This is a genomic window from Scandinavium sp. NPDC088450, assembly GCF_044900545.1.
Lineage (GTDB): Bacteria > Pseudomonadota > Gammaproteobacteria > Enterobacterales > Enterobacteriaceae > Scandinavium.
Map to the genome: position 1 here is coordinate 65,840 of NZ_JBJDNI010000018.1, position 20,872 is coordinate 86,711.

Below are 20,872 nucleotides of genomic sequence, written 5' to 3' on the forward strand. Positions count from 1 at the left end.
GTTTAATGAAGTGATTCTTATCGTGAGCATTATTGCTTCTGGGTTCTTTTATCTTCATTTCTTTCCAACATACTGGTTTCTACTAACAATAATATCAACAATTATACTTGTTATCATTCTGCCGAAGTTCACAGCCAGATTCGATAAATACGACAAATAATTTACAAGGAGTTTTTATGTCAAACCCTGCTTATTTATGGCTAACAGATGAAAATGGTTCGCCTATGATAGGCCCCTCACTTGTGATGGGCCGCGAGGGTGCTATTGAACTGAAATCATTCACTCATAACGTCAACATTCCAGTTGATGGTAATACGGGTAAACTAACAGGGACTCGTGTTCATATGCCGATCATGTTCCAAAAAGAATTTGATCGCGTAACGCCCATGCTTTACCGTGCGTTAAGCACCGGGAAGACTCTGCAATCCGCCACATTTAAAATGTATCAGGTTAATGAAGCAGGCTTAGAAGAAGAGTACTTCAATATCATTCTTGAGGGTGTAAAGTTAACGTCAATTACCCCGGACCTATATCCGGGTGCGAATACAGGAACACACCTTGAAACTGTGCTCATGCGTTATGAAAAAATCACATGGAAACACTGTGATGGAAATATTATCTATACAGACGCATGGAATGAACGTGCAACGTACTAGATAAGGGGTTAAAAAGATGCTTCCACCGCGAAGAATATCGATGTGCTGTTGAACCGTGGCGGCATGTATTCGATGGTCGGGCCGATTGTGGTGATGCTGTGCGCGTTTCTGTTTGCTTCCGCACTGGATGTTTCCGGGGCGCTGGCGGTGATCCTCCGGCGGCTGGTGCAAAAACTCAATACCGTCACTCGCACCATCCTCGCGACGATGTTCACCAGTTCGGTGCTGGTTGCCTGCACGGGCAACGCGGTGATCAGCTTTTTTATCGTCAAAAGCATGTACGAGCCGTGTTATGAGAAACAGAAACTGCATCGGGTGAATATGTCTCGCGCCATGGAATCCGGCACAACGCTGCTTGAAGGCCTGTTCCCGTGGACAATCTCCGGCATGTTTATGGCGAAAACGCTCGGGGTGGCGACGGTCGATTACCTGCCGTTTGTTCTCTTTAATTTGTCCTGCTGGCTGATTGCGATCCTGTATGCTTTCTTGTCTAAATGGACGAGTTTTGGCACACGGTATGTGGCCGCCGGAACAGAACAGCGAACAGCCTTATCATTCCCTGAATAATCTGACACCCGATGAGTACCGGCTGATGGCTGGAAAACCGGAATACTCAAAAAGTACATTGAACTAAACGGGTGTGCTTACAGTTGGGTTGTAAGCATACCAGTCAGTTGCAAAACTGACGGGTTTCATAGCGCTTGCATAAAAAGCCCCCGGCGTTCATCACCAGGGGCCTTTTTTACTCAAGCCTGTGCTATTCGAAGCAGACGTCAGGGTTGTCAGCCAGAGAAACAAAGGTTTTGGTATTTTTATCCAGCGTACGGATGACGCCGCTTTCGATGTCGTACACCCATCCGTGCAGGCGCAGGGCGTTATCACGCAGGCCTACTGCCACCGACGGATGCGTTTTGATGTTATTCAACTGGGCGATAACGTTCTCTTCCACCATCGCGTTGACTTTGTCTGTTTCGTTATCCCAGGTCTTCTTCTCGACTACCGCTCTTGCCGCATCGGCATAGTGCAGCCAGTGTGCTACGGCTGGCATGGGGTCCAGACACTGACAGGTCGCAATCGCCTTCATCGCGCCGCAGTTTGAATGGCCGCAAATCACGATATCCGTCACGCCCAACGCCACCACGGCGTACTCGATAGTGGCGGAAACGCCGCCCGGCTCCGGGCCGAAAGACGGGACGATGTTCCCTGCGTTACGAATGACAAACAGCTGTCCAGGCTCCTGCTGGGTGACCAGCTCAGGCACCAGACGGCTGTCGGAGCAGGAGATGAACAACGCCTTGGGGTTCTGGCTGGAGGCAAGGCTTCGGAACAGCTCTTTACGCTGCGGGAAAATTTCTTTCTGGAAGTTAAGAAAACCTTCGATGATATGCTGCATAGCGTGCTCTCTTTTTTGTATGCGTATTGTTATGATAAAGATCACACTGCTACTGTCCAGTAAGACCTGCTTAACATTCGCATTTCCCTGCCAGCCGTTAACCCCTGTCTGCCGTTTTCCAGTAGCCCGCACTCGTTTTGTAAACATGGCAGCAGCCCGAAATTCGCAGGAGAGAGGCTCGCATTATTGTTGTTACTCATTGGGCTAGCTTGTCGAAAGACGCTGGCGGGGAACCGTTCCGGCCATTTCGCTGCTGTTGTCAGTTGGGATGCTGACTGGATGATGGGTAATCTGCGGCACCCCTGGTGCGGTGCTGATGGCCGCTGTCTGCGCGATGGACGTCTCGTGGCCCATCACCGCCGGGGGCGTTATTTTTGGGATTGACTTCGACGTACTGTATATAACAGCCGCAGTTTAATTCAATGCTTGTTACTTTAACCGTGACAGGGAAATAAACTCCCCGTCACGCTCTGGTTATTTCTTCTTATACACGGTGGCGTTGCCGTGGATTTTATTAAGGCTGCATCCTTTGGGTATTTGCTCTATAAAGACCCAGTATTGTCGCCCTTAACGAGGTCAACCTATGCTCAAGAAATCACTGCTTCCCCTTACGCTCCTGCTGGCCGCCAACGTGGCATTGGCTGCTGTGCCGGATGAACAGCAAAACAAAGAGAACGTGCTGAAGTTTTATGATTACGCGCTAAATGACAAAAACTTTGAGGCTGCGAAGCCTTTCCTGGGCGAGGAATATAAGCAGCACAACCCTACCGCGAAAGATGGCGTAGAAGGCTTTAAAGAGTTTATTGCGTTCCTGAAAACGAAATACCCTGACTCACACAGTGAGATTAAGCGTGTGCTGACGGATGGCGATTATGTGGTGTTGCATGTCAAGACCTCAGGGCGTGAGCCCGGCGTCACTAAGGCGATTATCGATATCTTCCGTCTCGATAAGCAGCATAAAATTGTTGAGCATTGGGATGTGACCCAGACAGTTCCGGAAAAGTCCGCTAACAGCAACGGGATGTTCTGAGCGCCCTGCTCTTCATGCTTCAGGAGATGCTGCGTCACCGCGGCATTTCCCAATCCGTTAGCCCCCACAGAATCCAAATAATTTGCCAATATTAAGCTTTTTTTAATCTTTCCTTCTGTCGCACCTGGCGCACTGGTTTTTTGTGCCGCGAAAAGCGCAATCCGCCTGATATTCCATTTTTATATTCAAATGATAATCACTTTCATTATCATTCCATAAGTATTGTGTTTTAATCCGCCTCGTTATGCTTTCTGGTGTTTATGACTCACTTTTATGAAGGATTAACTTATGAAATTTGGCGTATCGTCTTTGTGCTCGCTGGCGATGATGACTTCCTCAATGCTGCTGTCGCCGCTGGCGCAGGCGGCGGATAACAACGAAGGCATCGTGGTGTACAACGCGCAGCATGAGAACCTGGTTCAGGCGTGGGTGGATGGCTTCACCAAAGAAACCGGCATTAAAGTGACGCTGCGTAACGGCGGCGACAGCGAGCTGGGTAACCAGCTGGTGCAGGAAGGCAGCGCTTCCCCTGCCGATGTGTTCCTGACCGAAAACTCCCCGGCGATGGTGCTGGTCGATAACGCCAAATTGTTTGCGCCGCTGGATGCCGCCACCCTTGCTCAGGTAGCTCCGGCTTACCGTCCTGAACATGGCCGCTGGATTGGCATTGCTGCCCGTAGCACCGTGTTCGTTTACAACCCGGCGAAACTGTCTGAATCCCAATTGCCCCATTCCCTGATGGATCTGGCGAAACCTGAGTGGAAAGGCCGTTGGGCGGCTTCCCCATCTGGTGCTGATTTCCAGGCTATCGTCAGCGCGATGCTGGCGCTGAAAGGCGAGAAAGCCACGCTGGACTGGCTGAAGGCGATGAAAACCAACTTCGTGGCCTACAAAGGCAACAGCACGGTGATGAAAGCGGTGAACGCAGGCCAGATTGATGGCGGCGTTATCTATCACTACTACCGTTTTGTTGACCAGGCGAAAACCGGCGAGAACAGCAAAAACACCAAACTCTACTACTTTAAACATCAGGATCCGGGCGCCTTCGTCAGCATCTCGGGTGGCGGCGTGCTGGCTTCCAGCAAACACCAGCAGCAGGCTCAGGCCTTTATCAAGTGGATAACCGGTAAAGCAGGCCAGGAATCTCTGCGCACCAACGATGCCTTTGAATATGCGGTGGGTGTGAACGCTGCGTCCAACCCGAAACTGGTTCCACTGAAAGAGCTGGATGCACCAAAAGTCGAAGCTTCTACGCTGAACAGCAAGAAGGTTATCGACCTGATGACTCAGGCTGGCCTGCTCTGATTGAACTGACTGTGGTGAGTGCTTAATGTCCGTTGTGAATGTTAGCGAGAAATCTCTCGCGCCACGCCCGGTGCCGTCACATCGCCCCGCGCCTGTGATGGTGATGCTGGCAGTGATGGTCTCGCTGCTGGCGCTTCTCCCGCCTGCCTTTGTTATTTACATTGGCTTTGACACCGGTTGGGAGACCGTTAAAGCACTCATCTTTCGCCCGCGTGTTGCTGAGCTTCTCAGCAACACGCTGCTGTTAGTGCTGGTGACCGTTCCGCTGAGTGTGTTTGTCGGCGTGCTGCTCGCCTGGCTGACAGAACGCACCACGCTTGCTGGCAGACGGCTTTGGTCGATGCTGGCGGTTGCGCCGCTCGCCATTCCGGCGTTCGTGCAAAGTTATGCCTGGGTCAGCGCCGTGCCCTCGATTCACGGCCTGGGCGCTGGCGTTTTTCTTTCCGTGCTTGCTTACTATCCCTTTATTTACCTGCCCGTCGCCGCTGTGCTGCGCCGTCTTGATCCCACGCTCGAAGACGTTGCCGCTTCATTAGGCACACCGCCGCTTCGCGTTTTTTACCGCATTGTTCTGCCGCAATTACGCTTACCGGTTTGGGGCGGTGCGCTGCTGGTGGCGCTGCATCTGCTGGCGGAATACGGGCTGTATGCGATGATCCGCTTCGACACCTTTACCACCGCCATTTATGACCAGTTCCAGTCCACGTTTAGCGGCCCGGCGGCCAATATGCTGGCGGGCGTGCTGGCGCTTTGCTGTCTGGCAATCCTGACGCTGGAAGGCGCCACACGCGGCAAAGCACGCTATGCGCGAGTGGGGGCTGGAGCGCCTCGCGAACAAAAACGCTGGCAGTTGAATCCAGCTTTCCAGTGCTTCGGGCAGATCTTCGCTTTGATAGTTATTCTGCTGGCCTTTGCGGTGCCCTTGGCGGTGCTTTGCCGCTGGCTGTGGCTTGGCGGCATCGAAAACTGGAATCAGGCCAATCTGTGGACGTCACTCCAGCAAACGCTGGTGCTTGCGGGCAGCGGCGCGATCTTAACGCTGCTGGCTGGCGTGCCGATTGCGTGGCTGTCGGTTCGTCATCCTCGCCCACTGTTCCGGGTGCTGGAAGGCTGTAATTACTTCACCAGTTCGCTGCCCGGCATTGTGGTCGCACTGGCGCTGGTGACGGTCACGATTCATTACTCGCGCCCTATTTACCAGACTGAAATCACGCTGTTCCTGGCCTATTTGCTGATGTTCGCCCCACGTGGGTTAATTAACCTGCGCGCGGGCATCGCTCAGGCGCCTGTCGAACTGGAAAACGTGGCTCGCAGCTTAGGGAAAACACCCGCCGTCGCGTTGTGGAGCGTGACGCTGCGCCTTGCCGCACCGGGTGCCGCAGCCGGGGCTGCGCTGGTGTTCCTTGGTATTTGTAATGAGTTAACCGCCACGCTGTTGCTCTCTCCGCTCGGCACTCGCACGCTGTCGACCGGGTTCTGGGCGCTGACCAGCGAAATTGATTATGTTGCCGCAGCGCCTTATGCCCTGCTGATGATCCTTATCTCGCTGCCGCTCACCGGCATTCTTTACGTGCAGTCACAAAAACTGGCAGGGTTGTAAGATGATTGAGTTATCGGGTATTTCGAAGACATTTGGCCAGACGACGGTGCTGGACGACATCAACCTGAAGGTGAAAGCCGGAAGCCGAACGGCGATTGTCGGGCCATCCGGCTCAGGCAAAACCACGCTGCTGCGCATTCTTGCCGGGTTTGAAATTCCGGATGGTGGGCACATCACGCTGGGCGATAAAGTGCTGTTCGACCAGAACACGTTTATTCCTGCCCACGAACGCGGCATTGGGTTTGTGCCGCAGGAAGGCGCGCTGTTCCCGCACATGAAAGTCGGCGACAACATCGCTTACGGCCTGAAAGGGTCGAAAGAGGAAAATCACCTTCGCGTGGCGGAACTGATGGAGCTGGTGTCGCTCGATACTCGTCTTGCCTCGCACTGGCCGCACGAGATATCCGGCGGGCAACAACAGCGCGTGGCGCTGGCTCGGGCGCTCGCTCAAAAACCCGCATTGATGTTGCTGGATGAACCGTTCTCCGCGCTCGATACCGGCCTTCGCGCCGCCACGCGCAAAGCCACGGCTGATTTGCTCGAACAGGCTGGCGTGGCCTCTATTCTGGTGACTCACGATCAGCAAGAAGCGCTCTCGTTTGCCAGCCAGATTGCGGTGATTCGTCATGGCCGTTTCACGCAAGTGGGCTCCCCTGTCGACGTTTATTCCCAGCCTGTGGATGAAGAGACCGCGCTGTTCCTTGGCGACGCGTTGATCTTCCCTGCGCAGGTGAACGGCGGCGTGGCGCGTTGCTGTCTGGGTGATATATCGGTGAACAATCCTCAGCATACGGGCGAGAGACGCATTATGCTGCGCCCGGAACAGCTGATGATTACCGCGGCCCACCAGCAGCCAACCGCCATCATCAGCGAGGTGGATTTTACCGGCCATCTTTCGACGCTGACGTTAACGGCTCCCGGCTGGCCGATGGCGTTGCAGGTTAAAACGCTCAGCCAGCAGCACTGGCAGAAAGGCGCACCGGTCAACGTGGCAGTGAACGGCCACGCCTGTGTTTTAGCCGCCTGAGTCACTAGTTACAGTAGCCCACTTTTCTGCGTGACGGGCTACTGCTACTCTTTAGCCTCGGAGCTTCGTGCTCGTCAGCAAAATGTCAGGCAACTCAAATGAAAACGATCACCCTCAGTGACATGCATCAGCAGAGCGACGCGGCGGCCAAATCCCCCCGTTTACGCGCTCACCGTAATCTTCACCCTGAATTAAGCGACCCGGTACAGCGTCTGGCGATTGCCATGGAGCCGGGCACCTACGTCCGCCCTCACCGCCATCCGCACACCTTTGAATTGCTGTTTGCGCTGAGTGGCCGTTTCCTGGTGCTGAACTTTGATGATCAGGGCAAAGTCACCCATCGCGTGGTGCTGGGCGAAGACTGCAAAGTCGTTGAGATGGACGCAGGCACCTGGCACTCGGTGCTGTCTTTGGACAAAGGCGGCGTGATTTTTGAAGTCAAACACGGCGGCTATCAGCCGGTTGCGGCAGAAGATTTTGCCGCCTGGTCTCCGGCTGAAGGTGAACCGGGCACCGCCGAGCTGTTGCGCTGGTCTGCCATGGCGCAAATTGGCGACAGCGGTTTCAAAGCCTAAGCCCTTCTGTTGCGCGAAGTGGCCTTCCCCCTTCGCGCAACTGACATCCTTTCCTAAGACGCAAACCAGTTCACAACTCTGCAACATCCCGATTCCGGCGCTTCTGCCCACATGCTAGGCTGCGAGCATGTCTCTGGCCCTCTCCGTTGCAGGTCGCATGAAATCCAGACTCCCTTTCCAGGTGAAGCTTTTTCTGTCGCTGGTGCTGTTTTCCTGCCTGCTGCTGGCGATTCTGGGCGGGGTGCTTTATCACGTCATCGACAAGCAGTTGCACCACGATTTAGGGCAACGTGCGCGAGTGCAGGCCAGTGAAATAGCCCTGATGCCGGGGCTGGCGGAGAAAGTCGAAGCGCGAGATACAAAAGGTATTGCGAACCTGATCCAGCCGCTGCGTGCGCAAAGCGATGCCAGCTATATCGTTATCGGAGACGTCAACGAACAGCATCTGTACCACTCTGAAACGCCGGAGCGCCTGAACCTGCCGATGATTGGCGGCGACAACGCCGAAGTGCTGCGCGGCAAAACTATTATCTCGATGCGCAAAGGTGGCATTGGCGTTTCACTGCGCAGCAAAGCGCCCATTTTTGATGTTCAGCATCGGGTGATCGGCATTGTTTCCGTCGGCTATCTCACCTCTTACATCGCCAACATTAACGCGCGTCTACTGTGGCAGGCGGCGTTTTATGGCATGGCGCTGCTGTTGTTGCTGTTTCTCTTTTCGTGGATGTTCACCCGCAACGTGAAAAAGCAGATGTTCTGGCTGGAGCCGAAAGACATCGCCTTGCTGGTGCGGCAGCAAAAGGCGCTGCTGGAAGCGATGTACGAAGGTGTTTTTGCCGTCAACGCCGAACGGCAACTCCTGCTAATCAATCGGGCGGCCCGCGAGCTGCTCGATTTACCCCAGACGGAAGACAAGCTGATTGGTAAACCGCTGGATCAGGTGGTGCACCTTCCCCCGGCGTTTTTCGCCGATAGCAGCCTGGCGCAGCACGACCAGATTATGGTGCTCAATCAGAAGCAGATGATCGTCAACCGCGTGGCAATTGCGCTTGAGCCGAATGAGGCCAACGGCTGGGTGTTCAGTTTCCGCGATAAAAACGACATCAACACCTTGAGCAGCCAGTTAAGCCAGGTGAGGCGTTACGCCGACAACCTGCGCATCATGCGCCACGAACAGCTTAACTGGACGGCCACGCTGGTCGGCCTGCTGCAAATGCAGCGCTATGACGATGCGATCCGCTACATTCAGGCCCAGTCGGAAGGCGCGCAGAAGGTGCTGGATTTTGTCTCCTCGCGCTTTACCTCTCCGGCGCTGTGCGGGCTGCTGCTGGGGAAATACGTCAGCGCGCGGGAAAAAGGCATTGAGCTGCAATTTGATCCAGCGTGCCAGTTGATGCGCATTCCGCAGAGGATCACCGAAACAGCGCTGATGTCGGTGGTGGGCAATCTGCTGGATAACGCCGTGGATGCCACGCTAAAAACGCCCCTGCCCCATGCACCGGTTGAACTCTATATCTCCGATCGTAATCAGGAGCTGCTGATTGAAATCGCCGATCAGGGCTGCGGCGTGGAAGATGCCCTGAAACCGTATCTGTTTGAACAGGGCGTGACCAGCAAACCGCAGGCAGGCGATGAGATTGCCGGAGCCGAGCACGGTATTGGTCTCTATCTGGTGGCAGGCTATGTCGATAATGCCGGGGGCAGCATTGAAGTGACGGACAACACGCCGCAGGGCACGCTGTTTTCCGTGTTCATCCCTTTTGAGACAGGAGAGCTTCATGACTCACAGCCAGCCGCTTGATGTCGTCATTGTGGAAGATGAGCCGCATCTGGCCGAACTGCATCGCGAGTATATCGAGCAGAATTTCCATCTGCGCATAGTGGGGATTGCGAGCACGCTGGAACAAGCCCGCACGCTGCTGCAACGCCACCAGCCGCGGCTGATTCTGCTCGATAACTATCTGCCAGACGGACAAGGCGTGGACTTAATCGACAGCCCGTTACTGAAAAGCTTTGAGTGTTCGGTGATTTTTATCACCGCCGCCAGCGATATGCAGACCTGCAGCCACGCGATGCGCAGCGGGGCTTTTGACTACCTGATTAAACCGGTCTTTTTCCAGCGCCTGCGGGCTTCTCTGGAACGCTTTATGCTGCTGGTGCACACCCTGCGCCAACAGAAGGTGGTCGATCAGCACGCGCTGGATAAGCTGTTTAACCTGCCCGCCGCGGAAACGTCTGCCGTGCCGTCAACTAAAGGCATTGAACCGAATACCCTCGAACGAGTGAAGCAGGCTTTCACGGAAGATCCGGACAGAAGCTGGTCTGTGGAACAAGTGGTGGAACAAACCGGTATCAGCAAAACCACCTGTCGGCGCTACCTCGAATATTGCGTGGAAACGGGGTTTATTGGCGCAGAACTTCAGTACGGCAGTATCGGCCATCCGCGCAGGCTTTACCGCAAGCGGCCCGACGCAAAATAACGCGCCAGCTACCAAAACGGGTGGCTGGCAGCTGTTTGCTTAATGCATAAAAAATTTTACACTGATCTCTGTTCGCTCATTTTCTTTCAAAGGTTAAAAAATGATAAAAACACCTGCAGAATATACGCCTGTTGACTTATCTCGCTGGGCCAGAAAAGAGCATTTTGAGGTGTTTCAGTCCTTTGCCCAAAGCACCATTAACCAAACGGTATTGGTCGATATTACCACTCTGCTAAAACAGATAAAGGAAGTGGGCTGGAAGTTTTACCCGACGATTATTTCCTTGCTTGCTGTTGTCGTAAACCGTCATCCGGAATTTCGGATGGCGATGAAGAATAATGAGCTGGTCACCTGGAATGAGGTTCATCCAAGCTATACCATTTTCCATAAAGAAACGGAGACCTTTTCTTCTTTATGGAGCCACTTCGATGGCAATATTCAGCACTTCCAGCAAGTGTATTCAGAAGACACTGCACGCTACGGTGATAATCTTTCTTATTGGCCGAAAGAAGAATCCCGCGAAAACATATTTTTCGTCTCCGCGATTCCCTGGGTAAGTTTCACCAGTTTTAATGTCAACGTGGCCAACATGCAGAACTTTTTCGCCCCCATGTTTACGTTTGGGAAATACTCTCCTCAGGAGGGGAAAGTCTTGTTGCCCCTCGCCGCGCAAGTGCATCACGCCGTGTGCGACGGCTTCCATTTGGCGAGACTGTTCAATGAGTTGCAAGAGATGTGCGATGACATACAGAACATATCGAAGGAACTCGACACCTGAGGTCCTGAAGACCTCATTTCAGGAAGAAGATTTCCCTTTAACCGTGTCTGATTTTTGCATCGATAGAAGGCTGAGGTTTACCAAACAAATACCCTTGTACGTAATCACAGCCAAGAGCCTGAAGGCTTTCCAGCTGTTCCTGCGTTTCAACCCCTTCCGCCACGGCTTTCATGTTGAGGGATTTCGCCATGCCGGTGATCAGCCTGATGATATTAAGGGCATCTTGCTGCGTCGACAGGGCACGCACAAAGGACTTATCGATTTTGATTTTATCGAAGGCAAGACTACTGAGGCGCGAAAGGGAAGAATAACCGGTACCAAAATCATCAATGGAGATATTCACCCCCATCGCCCGCAGCTTGTTAAGCGTCGTCATCGGCATGCTGCTCTCAGTAAAGAGAGTGGATTCCGTCACTTCCAGTTCAAGGCGATCAGCGGGAAGACCGCTGTCGTTCAGAATAGACAACACCATGCTGGCAAAGGCTTTGCTGCTGAGCTGAACAGGCGAAACGTTAACTGAAATTTTAGCCGGAACGACCCAGCAGGCGGCTTCCCGGCAGGCGATTTCAAGCACCGACTTCCCCATCTCGTTAATCATACCGGTTTTTTCAGCCACCGGAATAAAGCTGTCCGGCGACAGGAGTCCCTTCAGAGGATGCAGCCAACGAATAAGGGCTTCGTAGCTGTAAATTTGCTGGCTGAAAGAATCGACAATCGGCTGGTAGTAAACCACAAATTCTTTATTCACCAACGCCGTGGCCATATCATGCTCAAGCGTTCGGCTTTCTTGCAGCTTATCCAGCATCCATTGACGGAAGATTTTTATCTTACCCGCGCCTTCTTTTTTGGCTTCATAAAGCGCCAGATCAGCAAATTTATACAGGTAGTCGGAGCGGCGCTCTGTGTCTGAAATAACAATCCCGACGCAGGTGGTGATATTAATAATCGTGTTATTAATCGTGTAAGGATGATTGATAGCATCGCATATTTTTTGGGCTTGCGACACGGCACTGCTTTCGGTGAGGCCACTTGAGAGAAACGCAAACTCATCCCCACCTAAACGATAAAGTGAATCGGACGTCAGGCCCCTCGAAATAAGACGGTGTGATATCTGGCGTAATAACATGTCACCGACATCATGCCCATAAGTATCATTGACCTCTTTGAACCGGTCTAAATCAAACAACATCACACTGACAGAGCTGTTGCTTTTGACGGCCGCTTCGATGGTTTCATTTAAATTCTCCCAGAAGAAATGACGGTTATTCATTTCGGTCAGCGAGTCATGGTAGACGTCATACTCCAGTTTGGCATTCTGGACCTGCAGTTGTTCTTTCGATTCCTGCAATGCTTCAGCCAGGCTTTTTACCTGAAGGTGTGCCTTCAGAATATTTCTGTTTTGAACAAAGATCAGCCCACCCAATATCGCACTCATGATAATCAGCAAGGCCGACGTTGCGGAGTAAATATAGTACAGGGTGTTAATGTTGACGTTGGCATCATTAATCGCGTTGATGTCTTTGTCTAACGCGCTGGACGACAAACGCCCCAGCGGCGCATCAAGCGTGTGCATAGTTTCGAGGTAAGCCTGAAGCTGTGGACGGTTCATTTTCTCAAGATGACCGTCCAGATAATCCAGTGTCTGCTCAAGCTGCACCGCCAGCGCATGATGGGCTTTGCTGCTTTCAATGTAACTACTCAGGTCGCCCTGTTTCATCAAATCACTCTGGCTGAGCATAATGTCGAGGCGCATGCGCACATCATCCAGCGTCATCGTCTCATCGACAGCGTAAAGACCCAGTAAAGATTCAAACCGGTAATACTCTGAAACCACCTGCGCCGCTGACCACGAAGCGGCGTAGTGCGTCAGTTTCTGTAGCTCTTGCTGCCTTTCATGCACAAGGAAAGAGATATATCCGGTAGAGATAAAAAGGAAACAAATGATGCCAGCCAGAATTCTGTTCATGTTGGTCGTCTGACCCCTTACTCAATACTCATTCTGCTGACCTGCCAGGCTGACCTGGAATAATAAATCTGATTATTCAGTTCAGGCAGGCTGTCATAAGGGTAAACCACAAACAACGGGCCCTTATCACGGACACGCATGTATTCTCCGTTAACTTTTAAAGCAAGGATAACGTTGTATTTTTTGAAATCGCTGAGCGGGATTTCGGTGGTGTAGTCATTGAGCGCAGTGACTTTCACCACTGTCCCTTTCGCCCCGACATAATCCATCAGCTTTTGCAGCGAAATACCCGTAAAAGTTGTGCGGCCATTATACCAGGGAGACGTAGTCTGGAAGCTGACCATCCCCATTTTCTCAAGGCTTGCGAGATCAAAAACGGCTTTGCCACCGTCATTGGTATTTTCGATATGACCAGAGATCGTTAAAAGAGCTTTACCGGCAGGTTTGGAAAATTCACCCGCCCAGACTTGTGTGGAGAGCACAAAGCTTAACAGCATGACAATGAATCGCATTCTGACCTCGTCTATCAACCGGATGTTAAAGAATTATAATTTAGTTACTGCGCTATTTATATATGGCCCACGGCTATTGTTAATGCAATCAATGTATCAATATTATAATCAATTAAAATCAAACAGTTAAATAAACCCTTCTTTTTCTGCTGATTAACAAAGATCGGCGCCGTTATTTGACCTAAGCCAAACAGCGTGACATCTGTGCAAAAAACAAGCTACTTATGGGCTCAGCACAAATAAGCACGGCGCTCTTTTCGTGGTTTTTATGGTGTTAATTGCTTAAAAAAGGCCAGCAATCACACTTCAGTGACGTCGCCTGTCGCCCCCTATTGTCTGATTATCGCCATCCGCTATGTTGAGTTTTGACTAATAAAATGTAACTGAAAGGTTAACTACAATGTCGAACACAACACTCCGTCTCTCTGTGCTTACTGCTACTGTGCTTTTCTCTGTGTCTGCGCTGTCGGCTCTGCCGCAAGGCTATCCGGCGGACTACCAAAAAGTGGTCGATGCCGCCACCAAAGAAGGCAAAGTGGTGATTTACTCCACCACTGACACCAAAGCGGCCGGGCCGTTGATTCAGGGCTTCGAAGCCACTTATCCGGGCATCAAAGTCGAATACAACGACATGAACAGCACCGAACTGTATAACCGCTTTATCAGCGAACAGGCGGCTGGCGGTGGCAGCGGCGATGTGGTCTGGAGCTCTTCCATGGACACCGCCCTGAAGCTCGCGACCGACTACGCGCAGGAATACAAATCGCCGGAACAAGGCCAGTTGCCGAAATGGGCCGTCTGGAACAACAAAGCCTACGGCACCACCTATGAGCCGGTGGTGTTTATCTATAACAAACGCCTGATCCCGGCGAATGAAGTGCCGGATTCCCACTCCGCGCTGGCAAAACTGATCGCCAGCCAGGCCGATAAATTCAAGAGCAAAGTCACCACTTACGATATCGAGAAATCTGGCCTCGGCTTTATGCTCTCGGTGCAGGATTCCAAAGCCGATCCGAACTACTTCAAAACCCTGGCTGACGTCGCCAAAGGCGGTTTAGCCGTACAGTCTTCCACTGGCACCATGATGGAACGCGTGTCTTCGGGCGAAAACCTGATTGGCTTTAACATCCTCGGTTCCTACGCTGAAGCCCGCGCCAAAACTGACCCTTCGCTGGGCATCTCCTATCCGAAGGATTACACCCTGGTGCTGTCTCGCGTGTCGTTCATCAGCCAGCAGGCGCAAAACAGCAACGCCGCCAAACTGTGGCTGGACTACGTGCTGTCTGAAAAAGGCCAGAGCATCCTGGCAAACCAGGCCGATATCCCGTCCATCCGTAACGATATCGAAGGCAAAAACGACATCGACGGCATGACCAAAATGCTGGGCAAAGCGCTGAAGCCAATCCCGGTCGATGAAAGCCTGCTGGAATACCTGCAACCGAAAAAACGTCTGGATTACATCAAACAGTGGCGCGAAGCCGCCGCCAAATAACCTTCACGGCAAAAAGTATTGATGGTTGTAGGCCGGATAAGCGCAGCGCATCCGGCAAAAAATGCCCGGTGGCGCTCGCGCTTACCGGGCCTACAAAAACAGCAATATCAGTGTTTCCCAGCCAGACCAGGGATTTTCTATGAACGCATTAAGCAGAAAGTGGCAAAGCCTGCCACGCGGCATAGTCGTGTTATTAACCGCGCTGGTTATCTACATTCCTCTGTCGTTCATTGTGATACAGAGCTTTTTATCCGCGCCGTTCTTTGCCCCGGCCAAAGAGTGGAGCCTGGAATCTTTTGGCTTTATTTTCACCGATCCTGATTTTTATAAGGCGCTGAAGAGCGGCTTTATTCTCGCTTTCGGCCTGGTAGTTATCGCTATTCCTCTGGGCGGCGTGTTGGCCTTTTTGATGGTGCGAACCGACCTGCCAGGTCGCCGCCTGATTGAGCCGCTGATCCTCGTGCCGATCTTTGTTTCGCCGATGGTCCTTGGCTTTGGTTACGTGGTGGCGGCAGGCCCGGTCGGGTTCCTGTCGCTGTGGGCGCAATCGCTGATTGGCTTCGTGCCGTGGAATATCTACGACATGTCGAGCATCGTGGTGATTGCAGGCCTGACGCACGTGCCGCACGCTTATCTTTATATCTCCTCGGCGCTGCGTAGCGTCGGGTCGGATGTGGAAGAGGCCGCTCGCATTTCCGGCGCTTCGCCGTTGCAGGTGATGACCGCCGTCAGCCTGCCGATGGTGCGCCCTTCTATTCTGTACGCCATCGTGCTGCTGTTTTTCCTTGGGCTGGAAGTGTTCGGCCTGATGCTGGTTTTGGGCGATCCGGAAGGCAACATGGTGCTGGCGACTTACCTGTACCAGTTGACCAATAAACTCGGTACGCCGTCGTATCACTTGATGGCCGCCGTGGCCGTGGTGTTGATTTGTATCACCATCCCGCTGGTGATGTTGCAACGCCGCCTGATGCGTACCGCTAACCGCTTCGTCACCATGAAAGGCAAAGCCTCGCAGGCGCGTGCGTTACCGCTGGGTAAATGGCGCTGGGTCGCCGGTGCCGTGGTCGCCTTCTGGCTGACGGTGACGATTGGCGTGCCGCTGCTGGGCGTGGTGCTGCGTGCGTTTATCTCTAACTGGGGCGTGGGCGTGTCCCTTTGGGATGAGCTGTCGCTCAATACTTTCCGCACCATCTGGCAGCAGCCGAACCTGCTGCGCGCTATCGTCAACTCGATGTCGATTGGCGTACTGGGCGGCGCGCTGGCGGTGGGCTGCTATTTGTTTATCGGCATCGCCATGCACCGTAAACCGGACAACACTACCCGCTTCCTTGATTACAGCGTACTGGTGCCGCGCGCGGTGCCTGGCCTGCTCGCCGGGCTGGCGTTCCTGTGGGTGTTCCTGTTCCTGCCGATGTGGCTGGATAACGCCCTGAAATCCGGCTGGCTTTCCGGCATGCCGTGGTCGCAGTGGCTGCGCGATAACCTGATTGTCTGGCTGCGCGGGCTTCGCAGCACCATCTTCAGTGTGTGGCTGGCTTACACCGTGGTGTGGATGGCTTACGGCCTGCGGCTGATTTCCTCCACGCTGTTGCAGGTGGCACCGGAACTGGAAGAAGCGGCCCGCAGCACCGGGGCGACGCGCGGGCAAATTACCCGCCACGTCACCATTCCGCTGTCTCGCTATGGGCTGATTGGCTCCTGGCTGCTGATGTTCCTGATTTTCGAACGCGAATACTCCACCGGCGTGTATCTGCTTTCGCCGGGTACAGAAACCATCGGCTCAATGCTGGTTTCCCTGTGGGCAGCAGGCGCGATTGATATCGTGGCAGCGCTCTCTTTCATCAACATCCTGCTGGTCGTGGTCGGTCTGGGGATTGCCCTTCGTTTTGGAGTCAAATTACATGATTGAGTTAACGGTCGATAATCTGCATTTAACCTACGGCGACAATCCTGTGTTGAAGGGCGTGTCGATGAACCTGAAACGCGGCGAAGTGGTGTCATTGCTGGGGCCTTCGGGCAGCGGCAAAACCACCCTGCTGCGCGCGGTGGCCGGGCTGGAAAAGCCTACGCAAGGTGCCATCGTCATCGGCAACAACAAAGTTTATGACGGCACACCGCGCAGCGAAGTGCCTGCCGAAGAACGTAACCTCGGGCTGGTGTTTCAGTCTTACGCCCTGTGGCCGCACAAAACCGTGTTTGAGAACGTGGCCTATCCGCTGAAGCTGCGCAAAGTGCCTGCGAAAGAAATCACCCAGCGTGTGCAGGATGTGCTGGATCAACTGGGTCTCGGGCATCTGGGCAAACGCCATCCGCACCAGCTTTCCGGTGGGCAGCAACAGCGCGTGGCGATTGGCCGTGCGCTGGTTTATAACCCGCCGGTGATTTTGCTGGATGAGCCGCTGTCGAACCTTGACGCCAAGCTGCGTGAAGAGGCCCGCGTGTTCTTGCGCGAGCTGATCATCAAGCTGGGGTTATCGGCGCTGATGGTAACGCACGATCAGAACGAAGCGATGGCGATTTCCGACCGCATTTTGCTGCTCAACAACGGCAAAATTGAGCAACAGGGCACGCCGCAGGAAATGTACGGCTCGCCAAAAACGTTGTTCACCGCCGAGTTCATGGGCAGCAACAACCGTCTGCACGGCAAAATTACGGAAGTGAGAGACGGCAAAGCGCGCATTGAAGGCAGCGGTTGGTCACTGTGGGGCAAAGCAGCGGAAGGCGTGCAAAGCGGTCAGGAAGGCACGGCGGTCATCCGTGTGGAACGCGTAACGCTGGTTGAAGGGCCAGGGGAAAATCAGCTTGAGCTGCCGCTGCTGACCAGCATGTATCTCGGCGATCGTTGGGAATACCTGTTCCGCACGTCGGGCGATGATTTTGTGATTCGTGCGTACGGCGCAGAAGTTCGCGATCCGCAGCATTGCCATCTGGCGTTACCGGAAAACCATCTTTGGATCTTCCCGAAAGCCTGATTCAACAAGGGAGCGGTATGGCCGCTCCCTGTAATTAACCACTGACGCGCCAGTATCCAACGCCCACCAGCACCGCCACGTTGAGAATAACGCTGAGCATAAACCAGGTGCGGAACGGCTGTTTCTGCGTTTTATGTCGAAACACTTCCTGCGCCACTAAAGCGCCAACCCAACCGCCCACCACGCCTAACAGCAGCAGCGTTTTTTCCGGTACGCGCTGCCAGCTTTTGCGTGCCGCGTGTTTGTCCGCCCCGTAGACCAGCCACGTCAGGCTATTAACCAACAGTAACCAGGCCACAAGAGACTGAAAATAAAAGAGACTGACGGCCAATAACAGTGCCAGCAGCACAGCGCAAAACAGGGTAATTCTCATCGTGCCAGACGTCCTTTACACCGATTCGAAGGCAATATGCCGCGTTTTACAGACTGGTGCAACGCTGCCCTGCCCGCTTCGCAGCTGGTTATTTTTAAACAACTCCACGGTTGTCGCATTTAAACGCTCTCGACTAAGATCTTCTTTATCATCCCTTTTTATTTCCGCACTTTTGCGGGTGGAAGCTCTATGCTGGACAATACTCTTGCGTCTCTACGCCAGAAGCTGTGGAAAAAGCGTCTTCCCCTGTTAGTGACGCAGGATGCGCGAACAGGAAACCCCTACAACTATTATTCGGTCCATCTGGTCGATGTTGATCATTACCGCTATCAGTTGCTTGATTTTCATGATGATACCGTGGTGATTGCCCGTTGGGATTACGATACCTGCAGCTATAAAGAAAAACGTCGGATTTCACTTTCCGGGCTCGATGAAATGCAGCCTGAAATTATCCATCACCGAAAATACGGCCCGGTCAGTTTCGACGGTATCATTGGTTTTAGCTTTCACTACCGCACTCGCCTTAAATATCTTAAGACGTTGATCAGCCGTGGAAAAGGAAAGCTGGTTTCAACCTTTTTTGCCAATAAAGAGCTGAAAAGTCGTGATCGCATTTCACTGCTGAACCTGCTGGTCAATGAGTACATCCAGCAGCGGCCGTCGAAGCTCAATACCGGCGTGACGGTGGATGAGGTTATTGAGTTGCTGTATGGCAAATTATGGTACCGCCACATCCGCAATGAGGAGTTTCGCCGTAAGGTGACGCTGCTGCTGAAATCGCTGGTGATTACTGAAGATTTGACGCAACAAGACGATCGTTATTTTGTGCAGCCGAAGTCAATCGCCACCATCGTCGAGTATGAAAAAGAAGAGCGCCGTACACTGCAGCAGATGAAAATGCAGCGCAACATCGTGCGTCTGATGCTGGTGATCACCGCCGCGACGCTGCTCATCACGCTGGCACTGTTGGCTCTGGCTGGGGTGGTCGATTTGCACAAAATATGGCATTTCATCACCAACCTGAAACCGCTTCGCGTTCTGCTGAAACTGGTTTAGCCCTTAACGGGGGGGTGCAATGCTCAGCATCCCCTTTCCCCTGCTCATTCACAGGTCTATGCTTAGCTCTGAACGTCAGTATAAAAACAGAGGTAATGTCGTGGATAAAGAATTGATTGAGGCAGGGTACCGCCTGTACAGCGGTGAAAAGATCGACGTTTATTTCAACACGGAGATTTGCCAGCACTCCGGCAACTGCGTGCGCGGTAACAGCCAACTTTTTAATCTCAAGCGTAAACCCTGGATTATGCCGGATAGCGTTGATGTGCAAACCGTCCAGCGGGTGATTGATACGTGCCCAAGCGGCGCGCTGAAATACCGGGTGAAATGAGCGATTGCGCGGCCTGAGCTCACCTTAAGGTCAGTGGAAATTATGGGCCCTTTCCCGATAAAAGGTCCATTCATCGACTCGATTACCCTCCGGGAAGAGGCAATAGGTTACGTTAACGCCATGCTCTCTGACCGTGTCCCGCATCCCGCCTTGCTGGGTACAGTAGACCGATGCAGGGTTGGATGCTCCTGCAATGTTTGCCTGTCGATCGTGGGGCCGGCAACCGGCCAACGTCAGTAGCGCCAGCAAAATACATCCTGTCCTTGTCATTTTGCTCATTAGACTTCGTGTTACCTCATTTAAAGCATTCGTACTCGCGCCCTTTTTTCAATTTACTTTTTTTCGCGGATACGTTCTTGCCAAGATACTTCACTCTGTAGTGTTGTTTTAAATCATTGCCAAAAAAATCCCATAACACTTCCATGTTATCATCTCGATCGATATTTTTCTTACTCTTATAAGTAATTATTTTTAGAGGCTGCGCTGTCTTTTCCTTTTCTATAATTGAGATGCAGCGCATATTTCCGAGAGAGGAAAATGAAATAAGCAACAGCAATCCTATGCCAAGCGGCATGCCTCTTTCCTTGAGCAGTGATATCATCGGCTGAGTGTCGTGTTATTTTAATTTTTATTACAGCATCATTAACAGTTGATAAAAACCTGCCAACCTATTTTTAACGCCAATTTCTATGCTGCACATTGCCGTTATTACTGCCGAAAATGCGCTGGTGCCGACTCCCGGAATCGAACTGGGGACCTACTGATTACAAGTCAGTTGCTCTACCAACTGAGCTAAGCCGGCGTTGTTTGGCTGGGAAGAATACTATCAGCAATATGCCACCTGGCAACCCATAAAATATTAAATACGGACTAAGGAAAAATCTAAAAACATCAGTAACTGTCTGTCACTGTAGATATTTGCCCTGATAAAGCTGAAGGTCTCTTGATGCAAATTGGTTAAAATGGCTCATTCTAAAAAGCGATTTTCCGCAAAGAGACTATCCTTTACTGGTGTAAAATTTCACCCTGTTCGGGATACTGAAGGAGATAAAATGGACATTCTGGAAGGCAATAACAGCTTTTATGTCAACGATGCCGAGGGCAACCGGGTCGCAGAAGTGGTTTTCGTTCCGACCGGCGAGCACTTGACCATCATCGAACATACCGACGTTGATGAAAGCCTGAAGGGGCAAGGCGTCGGCAAGCAGCTGGTAGCAAAAGTGGTGGAAAGGATGCGCCGGGAAAATCGCAAAATCATCCCACTTTGCCCTTTTGCCAAACATGAATTTGATACTACGCCGGAGTATGCGGATATCCGCGCCTGAG

At 52.6% G+C, this 20,872-nt stretch carries 23 protein-coding genes, 1 tRNA gene and 1 pseudogene; 17 read left to right on the forward strand and 8 right to left on the reverse strand.

Annotation, left to right across the window (positions count from 1 at the left end; translation table 11 throughout):
* Positions 1-176 precede the first annotated feature (176 nt).
* From ACI2I2_RS16085 to ACI2I2_RS16095, 3 genes and pseudogenes are all read left to right on the forward strand, one after another.
* Positions 177-656 (forward strand): Hcp family type VI secretion system effector, encoded by a 480-nt coding sequence (locus ACI2I2_RS16085; protein ID WP_404658788.1) that lies wholly within the window; start codon positions 177-179, stop codon positions 654-656.
* A 36-nt stretch (positions 657-692) separates the two neighbouring features.
* Entirely contained in the window at positions 693-1,223 is a 531-nt protein-coding gene (locus ACI2I2_RS16090) for a Na+/H+ antiporter NhaC family protein (RefSeq protein ID WP_404658830.1), read from the forward strand.
* Positions 1,177-1,290 (forward strand): annotated as a pseudogene (locus tag ACI2I2_RS16095) (IS3 family transposase); the annotation flags it as partial. The gene ACI2I2_RS16090 and the pseudogene ACI2I2_RS16095, both read left to right, overlap by 47 nt.
* Positions 1,291-1,413: 123 nt before the next feature.
* Here the strand turns inward: ACI2I2_RS16095 and ACI2I2_RS16100 are convergent.
* Together ACI2I2_RS16100 and ACI2I2_RS16105 are read right to left on the reverse strand one after the other, a co-directional pair.
* Positions 1,414-2,049 carry a carbonic anhydrase gene (locus ACI2I2_RS16100; protein WP_404658789.1) on the reverse strand — a complete coding sequence of 212 codons (636 nt, stop codon included), beginning with the start codon at positions 2,047-2,049 and terminating at the stop codon, positions 1,414-1,416.
* Positions 2,050-2,253: 204 nt separating this feature from the next.
* Positions 2,254-2,403, reverse strand: a complete 150-nt coding sequence (locus ACI2I2_RS16105) for a hypothetical protein (protein ID WP_404658790.1) — start codon at positions 2,401-2,403, stop codon at positions 2,254-2,256.
* Between the two features lie 229 nt (positions 2,404-2,632).
* Here ACI2I2_RS16105 and ACI2I2_RS16110 point away from each other — a divergent pair, with 229 nt between their 5' ends.
* The 8 genes from ACI2I2_RS16110 (at position 2,633) to catA (ending at position 10,844) form a co-directional block, all read left to right on the forward strand.
* Positions 2,633-3,079 (forward strand): ester cyclase, encoded by a 447-nt coding sequence (locus ACI2I2_RS16110; protein WP_404658791.1) that lies wholly within the window; start codon positions 2,633-2,635, stop codon positions 3,077-3,079.
* Between the two features lie 288 nt (positions 3,080-3,367).
* The gene (locus tag ACI2I2_RS16115; protein WP_404658792.1) at positions 3,368-4,384 is read left to right on the forward strand and encodes an iron ABC transporter substrate-binding protein; all 1,017 of its coding nucleotides are present in this window, start codon (positions 3,368-3,370) and stop codon (positions 4,382-4,384) included.
* Between the two features lie 25 nt (positions 4,385-4,409).
* Positions 4,410-5,984, forward strand: coding sequence for an ABC transporter permease (locus ACI2I2_RS16120; RefSeq protein WP_404658793.1), 1,575 nt, complete (start codon positions 4,410-4,412; stop codon positions 5,982-5,984).
* Between the two features lies 1 nt (position 5,985).
* Positions 5,986-7,011 (forward strand): ABC transporter ATP-binding protein, encoded by a 1,026-nt coding sequence (locus ACI2I2_RS16125; RefSeq protein WP_404658794.1) that lies wholly within the window; start codon positions 5,986-5,988, stop codon positions 7,009-7,011.
* Between the two features lie 98 nt (positions 7,012-7,109).
* A complete protein-coding gene (locus tag ACI2I2_RS16130) occupies positions 7,110-7,586 on the forward strand; it encodes a WbuC family cupin fold metalloprotein (protein ID WP_404658795.1) in 477 nt (158 codons plus the stop codon).
* A gap of 157 nt (positions 7,587-7,743) precedes the next feature.
* Complete coding sequence (locus ACI2I2_RS16135; protein ID WP_404658796.1) at positions 7,744-9,387, forward strand: ATP-binding protein; 1,644 nt, start codon at positions 7,744-7,746, stop codon at positions 9,385-9,387.
* Positions 9,365-10,066, forward strand: coding sequence for a response regulator (locus ACI2I2_RS16140; protein WP_404658797.1), 702 nt, complete (start codon positions 9,365-9,367; stop codon positions 10,064-10,066). The genes ACI2I2_RS16135 and ACI2I2_RS16140 overlap by 23 nt, the downstream gene beginning before the upstream one ends.
* A gap of 100 nt (positions 10,067-10,166) precedes the next feature.
* Complete coding sequence (catA, locus tag ACI2I2_RS16145; RefSeq protein ID WP_404658798.1) at positions 10,167-10,844, forward strand: type A chloramphenicol O-acetyltransferase; 678 nt, start codon at positions 10,167-10,169, stop codon at positions 10,842-10,844.
* A 37-nt stretch (positions 10,845-10,881) separates the two neighbouring features.
* On the opposite strand, the gene ACI2I2_RS16150 is transcribed toward catA, so the two are convergent.
* Both ACI2I2_RS16150 and ACI2I2_RS16155 read right to left on the reverse strand, forming a co-directional pair.
* Positions 10,882-12,810 (reverse strand): putative bifunctional diguanylate cyclase/phosphodiesterase, encoded by a 1,929-nt coding sequence (locus tag ACI2I2_RS16150; RefSeq protein WP_404658799.1) that lies wholly within the window; start codon positions 12,808-12,810, stop codon positions 10,882-10,884.
* 17 nt (positions 12,811-12,827) lie between these two features.
* Positions 12,828-13,322: a molybdopterin-dependent oxidoreductase gene (locus tag ACI2I2_RS16155; RefSeq protein WP_404658800.1), complete on the reverse strand. Its 495-nt coding sequence runs from the start codon at positions 13,320-13,322 to the stop codon at positions 12,828-12,830.
* Positions 13,323-13,722: 400 nt separating this feature from the next.
* Here ACI2I2_RS16155 and ACI2I2_RS16160 point away from each other — a divergent pair, with 400 nt between their 5' ends.
* The 3 genes from ACI2I2_RS16160 to ACI2I2_RS16170 all read left to right on the forward strand — a co-directional run bounded on the left by ACI2I2_RS16160 (position 13,723) and on the right by ACI2I2_RS16170 (position 17,786).
* A complete protein-coding gene (locus tag ACI2I2_RS16160) occupies positions 13,723-14,814 on the forward strand; it encodes an ABC transporter substrate-binding protein (RefSeq protein WP_404658801.1) in 1,092 nt (363 codons plus the stop codon).
* Positions 14,815-14,953: 139 nt separating this feature from the next.
* Positions 14,954-16,723 carry an ABC transporter permease gene (locus ACI2I2_RS16165; RefSeq protein ID WP_404658802.1) on the forward strand — a complete coding sequence of 590 codons (1,770 nt, stop codon included), beginning with the start codon at positions 14,954-14,956 and terminating at the stop codon, positions 16,721-16,723.
* A complete protein-coding gene (locus tag ACI2I2_RS16170) occupies positions 16,716-17,786 on the forward strand; it encodes an ABC transporter ATP-binding protein (RefSeq protein WP_404658803.1) in 1,071 nt (356 codons plus the stop codon). The genes ACI2I2_RS16165 and ACI2I2_RS16170 overlap by 8 nt, the downstream gene beginning before the upstream one ends.
* 34 nt (positions 17,787-17,820) lie before the next feature.
* On the opposite strand, the gene ACI2I2_RS16175 is transcribed toward ACI2I2_RS16170, so the two are convergent.
* Positions 17,821-18,159 carry a DUF1294 domain-containing protein gene (locus ACI2I2_RS16175; protein WP_404658804.1) on the reverse strand — a complete coding sequence of 113 codons (339 nt, stop codon included), beginning with the start codon at positions 18,157-18,159 and terminating at the stop codon, positions 17,821-17,823.
* A 189-nt stretch (positions 18,160-18,348) separates the two neighbouring features.
* Between ACI2I2_RS16175 and ACI2I2_RS16180 the strand changes: the two genes are divergently transcribed.
* Together ACI2I2_RS16180 and yjdI are read left to right on the forward strand one after the other, a co-directional pair.
* Positions 18,349-19,215, forward strand: coding sequence for a hypothetical protein (locus ACI2I2_RS16180; RefSeq protein ID WP_404658805.1), 867 nt, complete (start codon positions 18,349-18,351; stop codon positions 19,213-19,215).
* A gap of 100 nt (positions 19,216-19,315) precedes the next feature.
* Positions 19,316-19,546, forward strand: a complete 231-nt coding sequence (gene yjdI / locus ACI2I2_RS16185) for a 4Fe-4S mono-cluster protein YjdI (RefSeq protein ID WP_404658806.1) — start codon at positions 19,316-19,318, stop codon at positions 19,544-19,546.
* A 30-nt stretch (positions 19,547-19,576) separates the two neighbouring features.
* On the opposite strand, the gene ACI2I2_RS16190 is transcribed toward yjdI, so the two are convergent.
* From ACI2I2_RS16190 to ACI2I2_RS16200, 3 genes are all read right to left on the reverse strand, one after another.
* Positions 19,577-19,825, reverse strand: a complete 249-nt coding sequence (locus tag ACI2I2_RS16190) for a DUF333 domain-containing protein (protein ID WP_404658807.1) — start codon at positions 19,823-19,825, stop codon at positions 19,577-19,579.
* A 16-nt stretch (positions 19,826-19,841) separates the two neighbouring features.
* On the reverse strand, positions 19,842-20,120 hold the full coding sequence (locus ACI2I2_RS16195) for a hypothetical protein (protein WP_404658808.1): 279 nt from the start codon (positions 20,118-20,120) through the stop codon (positions 19,842-19,844).
* A gap of 152 nt (positions 20,121-20,272) precedes the next feature.
* Positions 20,273-20,348: transfer RNA gene (locus ACI2I2_RS16200), tRNA-Thr, on the reverse strand.
* A 250-nt stretch (positions 20,349-20,598) separates the two neighbouring features.
* Here ACI2I2_RS16200 and ACI2I2_RS16205 point away from each other — a divergent pair.
* A complete protein-coding gene (locus ACI2I2_RS16205) occupies positions 20,599-20,871 on the forward strand; it encodes a GNAT family N-acetyltransferase (RefSeq protein ID WP_404658809.1) in 273 nt (90 codons plus the stop codon).
* Position 20,872 lies beyond the last annotated feature (1 nt).

Coding starts and splice junctions, on each gene's coding strand:
- ACI2I2_RS16110 (WP_404658791.1), top strand. CDS start 2,633: ATGCTCAAGAAATCACTGCTTCCCCTTACGCTCCTGCTGGCCGCCAAC.
- ACI2I2_RS16130 (WP_404658795.1), top strand. CDS start 7,110: ATGAAAACGATCACCCTCAGTGACATGCATCAGCAGAGCGACGCGGCG.
- ACI2I2_RS16120 (WP_404658793.1), top strand. CDS start 4,410: ATGTCCGTTGTGAATGTTAGCGAGAAATCTCTCGCGCCACGCCCGGTG.
- ACI2I2_RS16140 (WP_404658797.1), top strand. CDS start 9,365: ATGACTCACAGCCAGCCGCTTGATGTCGTCATTGTGGAAGATGAGCCG.
- ACI2I2_RS16190 (WP_404658807.1), bottom strand. CDS start 19,825: ATGAGCAAAATGACAAGGACAGGATGTATTTTGCTGGCGCTACTGACG.
- ACI2I2_RS16105 (WP_404658790.1), bottom strand. CDS start 2,403: ATGGGCCACGAGACGTCCATCGCGCAGACAGCGGCCATCAGCACCGCA.
- ACI2I2_RS16175 (WP_404658804.1), bottom strand. CDS start 18,159: ATGAGAATTACCCTGTTTTGCGCTGTGCTGCTGGCACTGTTATTGGCC.
- ACI2I2_RS16180 (WP_404658805.1), top strand. CDS start 18,349: ATGCTGGACAATACTCTTGCGTCTCTACGCCAGAAGCTGTGGAAAAAG.
- ACI2I2_RS16195 (WP_404658808.1), bottom strand. CDS start 20,120: ATGCCGCTTGGCATAGGATTGCTGTTGCTTATTTCATTTTCCTCTCTC.
- ACI2I2_RS16150 (WP_404658799.1), bottom strand. CDS start 12,810: ATGAACAGAATTCTGGCTGGCATCATTTGTTTCCTTTTTATCTCTACC.
- ACI2I2_RS16135 (WP_404658796.1), top strand. CDS start 7,744: ATGAAATCCAGACTCCCTTTCCAGGTGAAGCTTTTTCTGTCGCTGGTG.
- ACI2I2_RS16125 (WP_404658794.1), top strand. CDS start 5,986: ATGATTGAGTTATCGGGTATTTCGAAGACATTTGGCCAGACGACGGTG.
- ACI2I2_RS16155 (WP_404658800.1), bottom strand. CDS start 13,322: ATGCGATTCATTGTCATGCTGTTAAGCTTTGTGCTCTCCACACAAGTC.
- ACI2I2_RS16205 (WP_404658809.1), top strand. CDS start 20,599: ATGGACATTCTGGAAGGCAATAACAGCTTTTATGTCAACGATGCCGAG.
- ACI2I2_RS16165 (WP_404658802.1), top strand. CDS start 14,954: ATGAACGCATTAAGCAGAAAGTGGCAAAGCCTGCCACGCGGCATAGTC.
- catA (WP_404658798.1), top strand. CDS start 10,167: ATGATAAAAACACCTGCAGAATATACGCCTGTTGACTTATCTCGCTGG.
- ACI2I2_RS16100 (WP_404658789.1), bottom strand. CDS start 2,049: ATGCAGCATATCATCGAAGGTTTTCTTAACTTCCAGAAAGAAATTTTC.
- ACI2I2_RS16085 (WP_404658788.1), top strand. CDS start 177: ATGTCAAACCCTGCTTATTTATGGCTAACAGATGAAAATGGTTCGCCT.
- ACI2I2_RS16160 (WP_404658801.1), top strand. CDS start 13,723: ATGTCGAACACAACACTCCGTCTCTCTGTGCTTACTGCTACTGTGCTT.
- ACI2I2_RS16115 (WP_404658792.1), top strand. CDS start 3,368: ATGAAATTTGGCGTATCGTCTTTGTGCTCGCTGGCGATGATGACTTCC.
- ACI2I2_RS16170 (WP_404658803.1), top strand. CDS start 16,716: ATGATTGAGTTAACGGTCGATAATCTGCATTTAACCTACGGCGACAAT.